Source organism: Enterobacter sp. RCC_40 (assembly GCF_041360735.1).
Lineage (GTDB): Bacteria > Pseudomonadota > Gammaproteobacteria > Enterobacterales > Enterobacteriaceae > Enterobacter > Enterobacter ludwigii.
In genome coordinates this window covers 1,128,552-1,146,664 of the sequence record NZ_JBFUPR010000001.1, presented here as the reverse complement: position 1 = coordinate 1,146,664, position 18,113 = coordinate 1,128,552, and the positions used below count along the sequence as shown (strand labels likewise).

Below are 18,113 nucleotides of genomic sequence, written 5' to 3'. Positions count from 1 at the left end.
GAAATAAGTAAGAAAATAATGGGTGCTTTTTCCCAGGGATAGCTACATCCATTTGGTGGACATATCCACAGGAATCCGGACACCTGCAAGGAGAGGAAAATGAGTAACGTAAAAATTGTTGATGTCATCATTCGCAAAACGGCCGAGAAAACGAAATTAACCGGTGAGGGTAATTTGTCGGTTTCTATTTCTTCGCCGAGTGTGATTGAAATTCAGGGTTCTGCTCAGGATGTTGTGCGTTATGTTCGCCAGGGTAAAGACCTGCTTATTTATATGAAAGACGGCAGCGTTATTCGCTGCAATAACTATTTTGTTGAAGATCCACAGACCCATAATCAATCAGAACTGGTCTTCAACGATCAGCAGGAACTGACGCATATTTCTTTTGCCGATGCCGGGGAAGCGTCTGGCGTTGCTGTTACCGAGTTAACCGCGCAGGCTACGCCGGTTGCCAGCATTGAGCCTTTCCTTGAGCAGGGAAGCGTTCTCAATGACGCGCCATGGGGATGGATTGCAGGCGCTGCGTTGGGCGGCGGTACCATTGGCGCACTGCTGGCGCACGGGGGTGACGGCGAAACCAAAACCAAAGTCATCGACAACACCAAAGATGTTGAAAGCGCGACGCCGACCTTTTTGCTGACGGACAACGCGGGTGATAAGCAGGGTGTGCTGAGTGGAAAAGCGATCACGGACGACAACACCCCAACCTTCAGCGGTACCGGGCAGCCGGGCGCGACCATTCAGGTTAAAGACAGCAGCGGAAGCACCATTGCCAGCACTATGGTCGGGAAAGAGGGTACCTGGACCGTAAAACTCCCGACTCAGGCTGACGGCGAACATACCTGGTCTGTCGTGCAAATCGACGGGAGCAAAACGACGCAGGCGGGCAGCATTACCGTCACAATTTCTACCGCTGACGCCAGCATCACGCTGGGGACAACGGCCGGTGACAACGTGATCAATGCCAGCGAACACTCCGCTGGCTTTACGCTGTCCGGCACCAGCAAAAATCTGGCGCAGGGAACCGGGCTTACCGTCACGCTGAACGGCAAAACCTACACGGCGGAAGTGGGGGCCGGCGGCGCATGGAGCGTGAACGTGCCTGCCGCGGATGCACAGGCGCTGGGTGACGGCACCTGGACCGTGAACGTCAGCGGTAAAGACGCCGCGGGCAATACCGTGAGCGGCAGCCAGACGATAGGTGTGGATACCAACGCGCCAGCGCTTTCTGTTGATACGATTGCGCAGGACAACATCATCAACGCGGCTGAGCACAACCAGGCGCTGACGCTCACCGGTAAAACCGATGCGGAAGCCGGCCAGATTGTGACGGTAACGCTCAACGGGAAAAATCATACCGCCACGGTGGGGAGCAACGGCACGTGGTCCGTTACGCTTCCCGCCAGCGAGGTGCAATCGCTGGCGAATGGCGACCATACGCTAACGGTGAACGTCAGCGATAAAGCGGGGAACGGATCTTCCACGACCGTCGATTTCACCGTGGATACCGCCGCCCCGGTCGTGACGATTAACACCGTTGCTGACGACAATATCCTCAATACCAGCGAGCAGGGCCAGGCGCAGATTATTTCCGGTACGGCGAGCGGCGCCGCAGCAGGGGATGTCGTGAGCGTAACCGTTGGCGGTCAGACCTTCACCGGTGTGGTGCAGGCGGACGGCAGCTGGAGCGTGGGGGTGCCTGCGTCCGTGGTGGGCTTGCTGGGAGAAGGCAACCACAACATTACGGTTTCCGTTACCGATGCCGCGGGCAATACCGGCAGCGCCACACACGGCATTACGCTGAGCGGTAACCCACCGGAATTTACCGTTCATGCCATCAGCCAGGATAACGTTCTCAATGCTCAGGAGGCTATGCAGCCGCTGAGCCTGACCGGCACCAGCACGCTGCCAGACGGCAGCGCCATCACCGTGACGCTGAACAACGTCAATTATCAAACCGTTGTCGAGAACGGGAGCTGGTCAGTTCAGGTACCGGTTTCCGACGTCCTGCAACTGGCGAACACGCTGTACACCGTCAGCGTCAGCGGTACCGACAGCGTGGGCAACAGCGGCTCAGCGGAGGCCACACTGCTGGTTGATACCGTGTTGCCACAGGTGGTCATTAATACCTTTGCCGGCGACAACCGGGTGAATAACGCCGAAGTGGCCGCCGATCAAACGATCAGCGGTCGTGTCACGGGTGCAGCGGCAGGGGATACGGTGTCTGTTTCCGTTGGCGGCAAGCATTACAGCGCCACCGTGGGTAGCGATCTGACCTGGAACCTCACTATCCCGTCTGCGGATCTCAGGGCATTCGGCGACGGCGACCTGACCATTACCGCGTCAGTCACCAACAGCCACGGCAATACGGGCAGCGGCGAGCGCGATATCAATATCAACGCGGCGCTGCCGGGTCTGCGCGTTAACACCCTTTCCGGTGATGACGTGATCAATGCCATTGAGCAGCATCAGGATCTTACCGTGACCGGCTCCAGCAGCCATCTGGCCGCAGGCACGCAGATCACCGTCACCATCAATAACGTCGACTATGTCACCGTGGTCAACGCCACCGGTGGCTGGCAGATTGGTGTCCCGGCGAGCGACCTCCAGTCCTGGACGCCGGGCCATATCGCAGTGCACGTCAGTGCAGAAGATGCGTGGGGCAATGCCGTTGCCGCTGAACATCCGATCGAACTCGACCTGAACGCCGTGGCGGTGACTGTTGATGTCATCTCCGGTGATGACCGACTGAACGCGGCGGAAAAAGGCAGCGATCTCACGCTCTCTGGCCAGACGCAGGGCGTGGAAGCCGGGCAGACTGTGGTGGTGAAATTCGCCGATCGGACCTATACCGCGCAGGTGCAGCAGGACGGCTCCTGGAGCCTGACCGTACCGGCCAGCGCCATGGAAACGTTGATTGACGGCCGCGCGCAGGTGAGCGTCAGCGTGACGAACGTTAACGGCAACAGCGCCGATGCGTCGCGCGTGGTGACGGTCGATACGCTGCCTCCGGACATCACGATCAATAATCTGACCGATGACAACATCATCAGTGCTGCCGAAGCGCAGCAGGATATCGTGTTAAGCGGTAGCAGCACGGCGGAAGCGGGCCAGACGGTCACCGTCGCGCTGAACGGTAAAACCTACCAGACCACCGTTCAACATGACGGTAGCTGGCAACTGACAGTACCTGCTGCGGACGTCGGCGCACTGGCCGATGGCACCGTCACGGTAACGGCAACCGTGAGCGATGTGGCAGGTAACAGCAGCAGCACGGATCGCGTCGGGCTGGTGGATGCCACCGTACCGCAGGTGACCATTAACGATTTTGTCACCGATACCAATACCATAAACCAGCTTGCCCATACCCAGGCGCAGGTCCTCAGCGGCTCCGTGACCGGAGCGGCAGCGGGTGATTGGGTCACGGTGACCATCAATAACGTGGATTACACCACCGTGGTGGATGCGGCGGGCAACTGGAGCCTCGGCCTGCCTGCGTCTGTGGTACAGGGCCTGGCGGACGGAACCTGGACGATTACGGTCTCTGTGACCGACCAATCTGGCAACACCGGCAGCAGCACGCTGGAGGTGGTGGTTAATACCGTGACGCCGGAGATAGGTATTCACACTCTGGCGGCGGACGACGTGATTAACGCCACCGAAAAAGGCGAAAACCTGCTGCTTTCCGGGACCAGCAACCAGCCAGAAGGCACCCCGATCACCGTGGCCCTGAATGGCATTCACTACACCGCCATTACGGATGCCAGCGGTAACTGGCGTGTTACCGTACCGGCCTCCGCAGTAAGCGCGCTGGGCGAGGCGCACTATACGGTGACGGCGAGCGTCACGGACAGTGTGGGTAACAGCGCGTCGGCCACGCACGATGTGCTGGTAGACAGCTCGCTGCCGATGGTCACGCTCAACACGCTGGCGGGCGATAACATCATCAACGCGGCGGAACTGGCGGCAGGCCAGACCCTGACGGGGAAAGTCGCCAACGCGGCGGCAGGCGACATTGTCACCCTTACCCTGGGCGGCCAGACGTATACCGTTGCGGTGCAGGACGATCTTACCTGGAGCCTGCCGTTAACCCAGAGCCAGTTAACCGCGCTCGGTAACGGTGAGCTGACGGTTACGGCCAGCGTGACGAATGCGCACGGAAACACCGGTTCTGCCGCGCTGGACTTCACCATCGACGCCCAGTTGCCTGGTCTGCGTATTGATACCGTGGCGGGCGACGATGTTATCAATATCATCGAGCACGGTCAGAATCTGATTGTTTCCGGTACCAGCACCGATCTGGCCGCGGGCAGCACCGTTACCGTGACCATTAACAACATTGAGTACGTCGCCACGGTCCTGGCCGATGGAACCTGGAAAGCGGCTGTGCCTGCGGCGGATGTCAGCCAGTGGGCGGACGGTCCTCTCGACATTACAGCCCGCGCACAGGATGCTTCCGCCAACCCGGTGAATATCGGGACCGTGGTGGATGTCGATCTCGCCCCGGTCGCGATAAGCGTTAACAGCGTGACCCCTGATAACGTGCTGAATGCGGCGGAGAAGGGACACGATCTGGCGCTCTCCGGCACCACGTCTGGGGTCGAAGCCGGTCAGACGGTGACGGTCACCTTTGGTGGCAAAAGCTACACCACCACCGTGGATGCGAATGGCAACTGGGCTTACACCGTTCCGGCTGCGGATGTAAGCGGCCTGAAAGAGGGAGATGCCCGCGTTCAGGTGAGCGTGAGCAACGTGAATGGCAACCCGGCCTCTTCGTCACACGAATTCAGCGTCGATACCACTGCGCCGGCGGTCACCATCGATACGGTCAGTCACGACAACATGCTCAATGCGGCAGAGGCGGCACAGGATCTCACCCTGAGCGGCACCTCGACTGCCGAAGCGGGGCAGACGGTCACGGTGACCTTTAATGGCAATCAATACACCTCACAGGTACAGGCTGACGGCAGCTGGACGCTTGACGTGCCGGCAGCCGATCTGGCCGGTATCACCGACGGCACTGCCGTCGTTACGGCGACCGTGTCGGATAAAGCCGGTAACCCGGCCAGCACGGATGCGTCTGTGCTGGTGGACACTACCGTGCCGCAGATCACCTTCAACACCGTTGCCGGTGATGACATTCTGAATATTGCTGAACACGGTCAGGCGCTGATCGTTTCTGGCACAGTCACCGGGGCACAGGCAGGCGACGTGATCACCGTGACGCTGAACGGTAAAAATTACAGCGCAATGCTGGACGCGTCCGGCAACTGGAGTATGGGTATTCCGGCGGCTGACGCGGGCGCGCTGGGCAATGGCGACCATACGATGTCTGCGACCCTCACCGACAAAGCGGGCAACAGCACCACGCAGACGCATGAGATTGCGGTTTCCCTGACCGCTCCGGTTATCGCTATCAATACCGTTGCGGGCGATGATGTGATCAATGCCATCGAGAAAGGCGAAGATCTGCAACTCTCCGGCACCAGCAACCAGCCGGACGGCACCACGATCGTCGTGACCCTGAATGGCATTAACTACACGGCCACGACTGACGCCAGCGGCAACTGGAGCGTGACGGTACCGGCATCAAACGTCTCGGCGCTGGGCGAAGCGAACTACACCGTCACCGCGAGCGTGACCGATACCGCAGGCAACAGCGCGAGCACCAGCCATCAGGCACTTGTCGACAGTGCGCTACCGGTGGTGACCATTAACGCTGTCGCCATTGATGATGTCATCAATGCGGCGGAAGTGACTGCGGGACAGACCCTGAGCGGGAACGTCAGCGGTGCCGCAAGCGGTGACACTGTCACGATTTCAATGGGGGGCAACACCTGGACCGCCACCGTTCAGGATGATCTGAGCTGGTCGGTCAATGTGCCGCCTGAAGTCTTAAAGGCCATTGGCAACGGCGATTTAACCGTGACGGCAAGCGTCACTAACGGTCACGGCAATACCGGCTCCGGCAGCCGCGACATCACCATTGATGCCAACCTGCCGGGTCTGCGGGTCGATACCGTGGCGGGCGACGATGTGATTAACAGCATCGAGCATGGCCAAAACCTGATTATTAGCGGCTCCAGTGATGGACTGAAAACCGGCTCTGCGTTGACGGTGACCGTCAATGGTAAAACCTATGCGGCGACGGTTCTGGCAGACGGGACCTGGACGGCAGCGATCCCGGCCGCCGACGTCAGCGCGCTGAACGCAGGCAAGGTGACGGTAACCGTTGAGGGTCAGAGCACCGCAGGAAACCCGGTGACGATTGCGCATGACGTCACGGTCGATCTGGCCGCGGTGGCGATCAGCGTCAACGCGATTGCCACCGACGACGTGATCAACGCGGCGGAAAAAGGCACGGACCTGGTCCTGTCGGGTACCACCACCCACGTCGAAGCCAACCAGACCGTGTATATCACCTTCGGCGGCAAGTCTTACACCGCGACCGTGGATGCCAGCGGTAACTGGACCGCTACCGTGCCTTCTGCTGATTTAGGCAGCCTGAAGGAGGGCGATGCCAGCGTGCAGGTTAGCGTCACCAACGTGAACGGCAACAGCGCGTCAGCGGGCCGTGAATACAGCGTGGATACGACCGCGCCGACGGTCTCTATCGACATTGTCAGCGACAACAACATCATTAATGCGTCTGAAGCGCAGCAGGATTTGGTGGTTAACGGCATCACAAACGCGGAAGCGGGCCAGACCGTGACCGTTACGCTGAATGGCAAGGATTACACCACCACCGTGCAGGCGGATGGCAGCTGGAGCCTGAGCGTACCGTCAACCGACCTGAGCGGCATTATCGACGGAAACTACACCATCACCGCGGCGGTATCCGACAAAGCGGGTAACCCGGCCTCGGTGGATCGTGACGTGCTGGTGGATACCACGGTGCCGCAGTTGACCATTCACACCGTTTCGGATGACGACGTCATCAACAGCGTTGAGCACGCGCAGGCGCTGATTGTCACCGGGTCTGTCACCGGCGCGGCAGCGGGTGATGTGGTCACCGTCACCATCAATAATAAATCTTACACCGCCACGCTGGATGCCGTGGGCAACTGGAGCGTGGGAGTGCCTGCGGTCGACGTCAATGCTCTGGCCGCCGGGGATCACACCATCACCGCGACCCTGACCGATAAAGCGGGCAACAGCAACAGTGCGACGCACGACGTGGCCGTCAACCTTACCGCTCCGGTGCTGACCATTGACACCGTTTCAGACGACGATGTCATCAATAGCACCGAGAAAACGCAGGATCTCACCCTCACCGGCACCGCGTCAGGTCTGGCGGCGGGCGCGATCGTCACCGTGATGCTGAACGGCAAAGCCTACAGCGCGACGGTGGATGATAACGGGCTGTGGAGGGCTACCGTTCCGGCGGATCAGGTCGGCGCACTGGGTGAAGCGATCTACACCCTCACCGCGTCTGCAACCGATGCTGTTGGCAACAGTACCAGCGTGACTCACACCGTGAACGTGGAGTCTGTCCTGCCGGGTGTCACCATCAACACCGTGGCTGGCGACGATATTATTAATACCGCGGAGCTGGCGACCGGCCAGACTCTCAGCGGTACCGTGGTGAATGCCGAAGCAGGCAACACCGTCACCGTGATCCTCGGCGGTAACACCCTGACCGCCACGGTGCAGGATGACCTGACCTGGTCCGTCAACGTACCGCAGTCCGTGTTAACCGCACTGGGTAACGGCGAACTGACCGTCACCGCCAGCGTGACTAACGGCGTGGGCAACAGCGGCACCGGCGAGCGCGATATCACCATTGACGCCAGCCTGCCGGGCCTGCGCGTGGATACCGTGGCGGGTGACGATGTGATCAACAGCATCGAGCATGGCCAGAACCTGATCGTGACCGGCACCAGCGAAGGACTGGCGGCAGGGACCGCTCTGACCGTAACGGTAAATAATAAAACCTATCCGGCCACCGTGCTGGCTGACGGCACCTGGAGTGCGGCTATTCCGGCGGCCGATGTTGGCGCGCTGGCGGCAGGCACGGTAGCTGTCACCGTTGAGGGGCAGAACAGCGCCGGTACGCCGGTGTCCATTACCCACAATGTGACGGTGGACCTTGCGGCTGTCGCCATCGGGATTGACGCCATTGCCACGGATGATGTGATTAACGCGGCTGAGAAGGGCGCGGACCTGGTGCTCTCTGGCACCACCTCCAACGTGGAGGAGAATCAGACCGTCAGCATCCTCTTCGGCGGTAAAACCTATACGGCGTCGGTGGATGCCGACGGCAAATGGACGGCGACGGTGCCGTCTGCTGACCTGGCCGGTCTGAAAGAGGGCGATACCAGCGTGCAGGTGAGCGTCACCAACGTCAACGGCAACAGCGCGTCTGCGGGTCGCGAGTACAGCGTGGACACCACCGCGCCGTCCGTAACGATTAACACCCTGGCGGCTGACGACATCCTGAATGCGACCGAAGCGAAAGCTGACCTGACGGTGTCCGGTACCAGCACCGCCGAAGCGGGCCAGACGGTCACCGTGAGCCTGAACGGGAAGGACTACACCACTACCGTGGGCGCAGACGGCAACTGGACGCTGGACGTTCCGGCAGCCGACCTGGCGGCGCTTACGGACGGCAGCGTGACCGTGACGGCCGCCGTCAGTGACAAGGCGGGTAACCCGGCCTCGGTGGATCATAACCTGGCTGTTGACGTGACGGTGCCGGTCGTGACCATCAACACCGTGGCGGGCGACGACGTGATTAACGTGGCTGAGCATGCGCAGGCGCAGATCGTCAGCGGCTCCGCCACCGGCGCGGCGGCGGGCGATAAAGTCACCGTGACCCTTGGCAGCCAGACCTACACCACCGTGCTGGACGCCGCGGGTAACTGGAGCGTGGGCGTTCCGGCGAACGTGATTTCTGGCCTCAGCGACGGCACCGTGACGGTCAGCGTCAGCGTCACCGATGCTGCGGGCAATACCGGATCCGGCACTCATAACGTGACCGTCGATACCGGGCTGCCTTCCGTGGGCTTCGATACCCTGAGCGGCGACAACGTACTGAACGCGGTGGAGAAAGGTCAGGATCTGAGCGTCAGCGGTACCAGCGCCAACCTTGCGGAAGGTACCCTGGTCACCGTGACCCTGAACGGCAAACAATACACCGCAACAACCGCGGCGGACGGCGGCTGGAGCCTGACGGTACCGGCAGCGGATCTGGCCGCGCTGGGTGAGGCGAACTACACCCTGAGCGCAACCGCAACGAATACCGTGGGGAACAGCGTCAGCAATACGGCGAACCTGCAGGTCGACACCGCGATGCCGACCGTCATCATCAACACCGTGGCCGGTGACAACGTGATCAATGCGGCGGAAGTGGCTGCAGGTCAGACGATCGGCGGGAGAGTGGTGAACGCCGAAGCGGGCAATACCGTCACCGTTACGATGGGCGGTAACAGCTGGACGGCGACGGTGCAGGATGACCTGACCTGGTCCGTCAACGTGCCTTCAGAGGTGCTGACGGCGCTGGGTAACGGCGGACTGAGCGTGACGGCCACCGTCACCAACGGGCACGGCAATACCGGTTCCGGCGAACGCGATATCACCATTGACGCCAGCCTGCCGGGCCTGCGTGTCGATACCGTGGCAGGTGACGATGTGATTAACAGCATCGAGCATGGTCAGAACCTGATTGTCAGCGGCTCCAGCGATGGGCTGGCAGCGGGCACGGCACTGACCATCACCGTGAACGGCAAAACCTATGCGGCGTCCGTACTGGCGGACGGGACCTGGAACGCAGCCGTGCCGGCCGCAGACGTCAGCGCATGGCCGGAAGGCACCGTGAAAATTACCGTTACCGGTGATAGCCCGACGGGCAACCCGATGACCATCAGCCACGACGTGACGGTGGATCTGGCGACCGTGGCGATCAGCATTAACGCCATCGCTACCGATGACGTGATTAACGCGGCGGAAAAAGGGACCGATCTGGTGCTGTCAGGTGCGACCACCAACGTGGAAGCCGGACAGACCGTCACCCTCGCCATGGGCGGTAAAATCTATACCACCACTGTCGATGCGAGCGGTAACTGGACTTATACCGTACCGTCTGCTGACCTGGCCGGTCTGAAAGAGGGCGATGCCAGCGTGCAGGTGAGCGTTACCAACGCCAACGGCAACAGCGCGTCTGCGGGTCGCGAGTACAGCGTGGACACCACCGCGCCGTCCGTAACGATTAACACCCTGGCGGCTGACGACATCCTGAATGCGACCGAAGCGAAAGCTGACCTGACGGTGTCCGGTACCAGCACCGCCGAAGCGGGCCAGACGGTCACCGTGAGCCTGAACGGGAAGAACTACACCACCACCGTGGGGGCAGACGGCAACTGGACGCTGGACGTTCCGGCAGCCGACCTGGCGGCGCTCACGGACGGTAGCGTGACCGTGACGGCCGCCGTCAGTGACAAGGCGGGTAACCCGGCCTCGGTGGCTCACAACCTGGCTGTTGACGTGACGGTGCCGGTCGTGACCATCAACACCGTGGCAGGCGACGACGTGATTAACGTGGCTGAGCATGCGCAGGCGCAGATCGTCAGCGGCTCCGCCACCGGCGCGGCGGCGGGCGATAAAGTCACCGTGACCCTTGGCAGCCAGACCTACACCACCGTGCTGGACGCTGCGGGCAACTGGAGCGTGGGCGTTCCGGCGAACGTGATTTCCGCGCTGCAGGATGGCACCGTGACGGTCAGCGTCAGCGTCACCGATGCCGCGGGCAATACCGGATCCGGCACCCATAACGTGACCGTCGATACCGGGCTGCCTTCCGTGGGCTTCGATACCCTCAGCGGCGACAACGTACTGAACGCGGTGGAGAAAGGTCAGGATCTGAGCGTCAGCGGTACCAGTGCCAACCTTGCGGAAGGCACCCTGGTCACCGTGACCCTGAACGGTAAACAGTACACCGCAACAACCGCGGCGGACGGCGGCTGGAGCCTGACGGTACCGGCAGCGGATTTGGCCGCGCTGGGTGAGGCGAACTACACCCTGAGCGCAACCGCGACGAACACCGTGGGGAACAGCGTCAGCAATACGGCGAACCTGCAGGTCGACACCGCGCTGCCGACCGTCATCATCAACACCGTGGCCGGTGACAACGTCATCAATGCAGCGGAAGTGGCGGCAGGCCAGACGATCGGCGGGAAAGTGGTGAACGCCGAAGCGGGTAACACCGTGACGGTCTCTGTCGGTGGCAATACCTACACCACAACGGTACAGAGCGATCTGAGCTGGTCGGTTGATGTCCCGCAGTCCGTGCTGACCGCGCTGGGTAATGGCGACCTGACCGTCACCGCAGCGGTTACCAACGGACACGGCAATACCGGTTCCGGCGAGCGTGATATCTCCATCGATGCCAGCCTGCCGGGCCTGCGTGTCGATACCGTGGCAGGCGACGATGTGATTAACAGCATCGAGCATGGTCAGAACCTGATTGTCAGCGGCTCCAGCGATGGGCTGGCAGCGGGGACCCTGCTTACGGTAACGGTGAACGGCAAAACCTATGCGGCGTCCGTACTGGCTGACGGGACCTGGAACGCGGCTATTCCGGCGACGGATGTAAGCGTGCTGCAGGCAGGAACGGTAACCGTTACCGTTGCAGGCCAAAGCACCACGGGCAATCCGGTGACCATCAGCCATGACGTCACTGTTGATCTGGCGGCCGTCGCCATCAGCATTGATACCATTGCCGTTGACGATGTGATTAACGCGGCGGAGAAAGGGGCAGATCTGCTGCTTTCCGGCACCACCAGCAACGTGGAAGCCAACCAGACCGTCAGCATCACCTTTGGTGGCAAGCACTACACGGCCACCGTTGATGCCAGCGGTAACTGGACGGCGACGGTACCGTCTGCTGACCTGGTCGGTCTGAAAGACGGCGATGCCAGCGTACAGGTGAGCGTCACCAACGTGAACGGCAACAGCGCCTCAGCAGGGCGCGAATACAGCGTCGATGCGACCGCGCCTGCCGTGACGATTGATACGGTTGCCGGCGACAACGTGATCAACGCCAGCGAAGCGTCTGCAGGTGTGGCCATCACCGGCACCACCACGGCAGAAGCGGGTCAGACGGTCACCGTAACGCTCGGCGATAAACAGTACACCGCGCAGGTTCAGGCAGGCGGCACGTGGAGTGTGAATGTGCCCGGGGCCGACCTGACTGCGATGGCCGACAACGGCTACACCGTACAGGTTAGCGTGAGCGATGCGGCCGGTAACCCAGGCAGTGCGGATAAAGCCATTACCCTTGACACCACGCCACCGGTTATCAGCTTTAACGCGGTCGCCGTTGATGATGTGATCAACAGCGTGGAGCATGCGCAGGCGCAGATCGTCAGCGGTAGTGCAACCGGTGCAAACGTCGGCGACAGGCTGGTGATTACCGTCGGGTCTCATCAGTACACGACAACGGTGGATGCGAGCGGCAACTGGAGCGTGGGCGTCCCGGCCAGCGTAATTTCCTCGCTGGCTGACGGCACCGCGACCCTCAGCGCAACCATTACCGACAGTGCGGGCAACAGCAGCACTAAGACCCATGATGTGGTGGTCAACACGGCCTCGGTGGCGCTGACCGTGAATACCATTGCCGGCGACGACGTGATCAACGCGGCAGAAGCAGGCTCCTCACTGGTGATTAACGGCTCGAGCGCGCAGTTTGCCAGCGGGACGCAGGTCACGGTAACCCTGAACGGTAAAAGCTACACCGCCACCATTCAGAGTGACGGCTCCTGGACGACTACCGTGCCGGCTGCTGATGTGGGCGCACTGACCGATGGCGGACATTATCCTGTCTCCGTTGCTGCCCAGGACAGCGCGGGCAACAGCGCGTCGGCAACGCACGGCATCAGCGTGGATACCACCGCGCCGGTGATCGGTGTGAATACGCTCTCTGGCGACGACGTGTTAAATGCAGCGGAAGCACAGCAGCCGCTGACCGTTCACGGTTCTACCAGCGCGGAAGCCGGGCAGACCGTTACCGTAACGCTGGGGGGTAAAACCTACAGCGCAACGGTGGCGAACGATGGTACGTGGACGCTGGATGTGCCGGCCGCCGACCTGGCGGCCCTGAATGAAGGGGCGCTGACGCTGACCGCTTCAGTCAACGATAAAGCGGGTAACAGCGGACAGACCACTCACACCCTGACGGTGGATACCGTGGCGCCAACCGTAACCATCGGCACTGTGGCGGATGACGATATTGTCAATAACGCCGAGCAGCTGGCAGGCCAGACCATCAGCGGCACCACCACGGCGGAGCAGGGCCAGACGGTGACGGTTTCCTTCAACGATCACAACTATCAGGCGACCGTGGGGGCGGACGGCTCGTGGTCGGTCTTTGTGCCGGGGCATGATTTCCTCGGCCTGAGTGACGGGAATTACACCCTAACGGCGACGGTGAACGATAAGGCCGGTAACCCGGGCAGCGCGACGCACGACGTGACGCTGAACGGTGATGTCCCGACCATAACTATCCACACCTTTGCGCAGGACGATATCGTCAGCACCGCTGAACATGGTATCCCTCTGGTGGTCAGTGGTACCACCGACGCGCCTGCTGGCCAGACAGTGACCATCACCCTGAACGGCAAAACCTACACCACAACCGTGCAGGCTGACGGTAGCTGGAACTACACCGTAGGCAGTGCAGACGTGACCGCGCTGGCAGACGGAGGATCGTATGTGATCCATGCCCAGGTGAGTAACACCATCGGTAACACTGCCAGCGACGATCACACCGTGACCGTGGATCTGACCGCGCCGTCAATGGGGATCAGTATCGACGCCCTGCAAAACGATACCGGGCTGAGCGCGAGTGATTTCATCACCAACGACAGCCAGATTATTGTTAACGGTTCATTGACCGCGCAGCTCGGCAATAACGAGAAAGCGCAGATCAGCGTGGACGGCGGGGCGAGCTGGATTGACCTGGCCGTCACGGGCACCACCTGGCGCTACACCGATGGCCGCACCCTGACGGACGGTACGTATCAGTACCAGGTCCGCGTGATTGATAACGCGGGTAACGTAGGGGCAACGGACAGCCAGAACGTGGTGGTGGATCTCACCGCGCCTGCGGCGACGACCATTACGGTCGATTCCGTCAGTCAGGATACCGGTTTGTCTGGCAGCGACTTTATCACCAGCGATAACCAGATCAGCCTGAAAGGGACGCTCGGTGCGGCGCTGGGGAGTGGCGATCACGCGCAGATCAGCCTCGACGGCGGCGTAACCTGGACGGATGTCAGCGTCAGCGGACTGAGCTGGACCTGGGTTGATACCCGCACGCTGGCGGACGGCGATTATAACTATCAGCTTCGCGTGATTGACGATGCGGGCAATATCAGCGCCACCACCAGCCAGGTGGTCACCATTGATACCGTGGCACCCGATGCCAGTAAAACCATCGCCATTGACAGCATCAGCGATGACACTGGCCTGAGCAGCAGCGACTTTATCACCCATGATACCTCGCTAACGCTGCATGGCTCGCTCGGCGCGACGCTGGCTGACGGCGAATATGCGCAAATCAGCATCGACGGTGGCGTGACCTGGCAGAACGTGATTGTCACCGGCAACAGCTGGTACTACGTGGACGGCCGTACGTTGGGTAATGCCACCTATGACTATTATGTGCGCGTGGTGGATGCCGCAGGTAACGTGGGATCCAGTGCCCATCAGCAGGTGACTGTCGATACGGTCGCCCCGGATGCGGCGATTACGGTGACCGTGGATAACATCACCGTGGATACCGGCTTTGACAACAACGACTTCCTGACCAGTTCAACGTCATACACCCTGAACGGGACGCTGGGGGCGCAACCCGTTGCGGGCGAGTATGTTCAGGTCAGTATGGATGGCGGCACCACCTGGGTTAACGCGACGGTGAATGGCACACAGTGGAGCTATAACGACACGCGTACCCTGTCCGACGGTAGCTACAACTATCAGGTGCGGGTGGTCGATCTGGCCGGTAACGTCGGGGCTACCACGTCGCAGACGGTCACGGTTGATACCCATGCGCCTCAGTACGGCATCACCATTGACAGCATCAGTGAAGATACCGGGCAGTCCGGCACTGATTTCATCACCATGGACACCACGCTTACGCTCAACGGCTCGCTTGGCAGCGCGCTGGCCAATGATGAACGCGTGCAGATTAGCCTGGACGGCGGGAATACCTGGACAGATGCAACGGTAACCAACCAGCGCTGGAGCTACACCGATACCCGCGATCTGGCTGACGGTGATTACACCTACCAGGTGCGGATTATCGACCAGGCGGGCAACGTGGGCTCAACCTCATCGCAGGTGGTGACGGTGGATACCACGCCGCCAACCACCGTGGGAACCGTGGTGAGCTATACCGATGACGAAGGTGAGCGTCTGGGCTCCTTTGGCAGCGCGATGGCGACGGATGACAGCTCGCCGCTGATCAACGGAACGCTGAACCGCGCGCCGGATGACGGTGAGATTGTGCAGCTTTATCGTGACGGGATCCTGCTGGGCCAGGTCACGATGAACGGTAGCGCAAGCTGGTCCTTCCAGGATAACGGCCTGAGCGATGGCAATCATACGTATATCCTGCGGGTAACCGATAAAGCCGGTAACTATACGGAATCGGACGGGTTTGTACTGAACGTCGATACCAGTATCCCGACCACCACGGCGGCAATTACCGCGCAGACAACATCGGATACCACGCCGATTGTCAGCGGAACGGTCTCCGCTGATCTGGTGAACGGCGAGTACCTGGTGGTGAATGTGAACGGTAAAACCTACACGTCGCAGACGGGCGGCGCGGTGGTGGTCGACCCGGATCACAACACCTGGTATCTGCAGATCCCGGACAGCGATGCACTGAGCGTTGCCAGCTATAACGTAACGGCACAGGTGAAGAGCAGCGCGGGTAACGGCAATACCACCGGGACGGCGAGCGGCAGCCTGGTGATTGACACCACCACGGTGAATACCAGCTGGGCCACCACGGCGGGTAACAGCGAAAACTCGACCATGACCGTCGGCATGAACAGCAGCGGCCTGTGGAATATCATTGCTAACGGACAGTCCTATTCCAGCAGTGATGATTCAACCTACGCGGCGAACGCGCTAACCAATACGCGTGGCTTCCCTGCCGTAAGCCAGACCGCCGCCGATTTCGACCGTAACGGCACGCAGGACATCTTTGCGACTGAAACCACCTACGGCGGGTCTACACAGGTGATGTGGACCTACGATGGCAGCACTTACAACGCCAGCCAACTGGGTATGGGAACCACTATCTGGTACGGCGGTGTCATTGCCTACGATAAAACCGGTGACGGGTATCTGGACCTTGCGTATGGCGATGCCGGTGCGGACTCCATTACCTACCTTATTAACAACAAGGGGGTACTCACGCCGGATGGGAGCTATGGCGGCGCCGGGTTCTGGGGACAATTCACCACCATGCGTGAAATCTCCGGCGTTGACCTGAATAACGACGGCACCGTGGATGTGGTTCAGCACACCAACCGCAGCGGCGCGTACTCGCTTACCGTGATTAACAACAACGGTAACGGGACGTTATCCCTCGGTCAGAACCTGACTAACGTGTTTGTTGCAAACGTGGCGAATACCACCACAGCGGCGTCGATGACGTGGGCGGATTTCAACGGCGATGGCTACATGGATCTGTACCTGGGCAGCAGCTACAACAACAACGGCGGGGTGATCTACTACAACGACGGTACCGGAAAACTCTCCACCACCAAGAGCGCGGTTGAGGCCTCTAACGCGTCTGCAGGGTATCTGTCGGTGGCGGTGGACTGGAACGCCGACGGCCAGATGGACGTCATCAAGCTCAGTACCTACAGCGGATCGCAGACCGCAACACTGTTTACCAACAACGGTTACGGTTCAAGCTGGACAGCAAGTCAGCTGGCTTCCGGGCTGGCGAACGTCACCGGTGTGGCCGCCGTGGATTACAACTGGGACGGCGCGCAGGATCTGCTGGTGTCGCAGCAGAACGGCAAGGTGGTGCTGGTGCAAAACAGCAAAACCGTTGCCGACGGCACGGCGATGCATCTGCACATTGTCGACAGTGAGGGTATCAACGCCTACTACGGTAATACGGTCAATCTGTATAACGCGGCGGGCGTACTGGTGGCCTCGCAGATCATCAACGCCCAGTCCGGTATCGGTTCGAACGATACCTCTGCACTGGTGAGTTTCTACGGTCTGGATCCGAATGAAACTTACTCGGCCGAGATCCTGAAAATCACCAATGGCGTGTCGGATAACGTCACCTGGAGCGGTCTGGAAGCCGGCAACGGCAAAGAGGGCTACGTCCTCACTGCCGAAGCAGCAACCGGAGGGCACAGCGGGACGCTTACCGGTACCGGGTATAACGACACCTTTATCGCCGAGGACGGCACGTATACCTATAACGGTTCCGGCGGCTGGACGACCCACTCGGATCACGACACCTGGAGCAACACCGGGGGGATGGACGTGGTGGACTACCGCAATGCGACGTCCGGCGTGACCGTCGACCTGCGTCTTTCTACCGCGCAGGACACCGGGTTTGGTACCTCACGCCTGCTGAACATTGAGGGCATTAACGGCTCGGACTTTGACGATGTCATTACCGGCAACAGCGGTAACAACCAGTTCGAAGGCCGTGGCGGTAACGACACGTTCAATATTGGCAGCGGCGGTCACGATACGCTGCTCTACACGTTGATCAACGCCTCCAATGCCACAGGCGGTAACGGCAGTGATGTGGTGAACGGCTTTACGGTAGGCACCTGGGAAGGCACGGCGGATACGGACCGTATTGACCTGCGCGACCTGCTTTCAGGCAGCGGCTACACCGGTACGGGCTCAGCGAGCTATGTGAACGGGGTCGCCACGCTGGACGGCAGTGCGGGGAATATCACCGATTACATCCGCGTGGTGCAAAACGGCAGCAATACCGAAATCCAGGTTGACCTGGACGGTAGCGGCGGCCAGTTCTCACCCACAACGCTGGTCACGCTGAACGGCGTGCAGACCGATCTGGCTACGCTGCTGGCAAATCATCAACTGTTAATTGCGTAAAACTATGC

1 protein-coding gene is annotated in these 18,113 nt (G+C 60.6%); it reads left to right on the top strand.

The window, feature by feature from the left end; genetic code table 11:
- The first annotated feature begins 99 nt into the window (after positions 1–99).
- Entirely contained in the window at positions 100–18,105 is an 18,006-nt protein-coding gene (locus AB6731_RS05310) for an Ig-like domain-containing protein (RefSeq protein WP_371005987.1), read from the top strand.
- Positions 18,106–18,113: the final 8 nt, after the last annotated feature.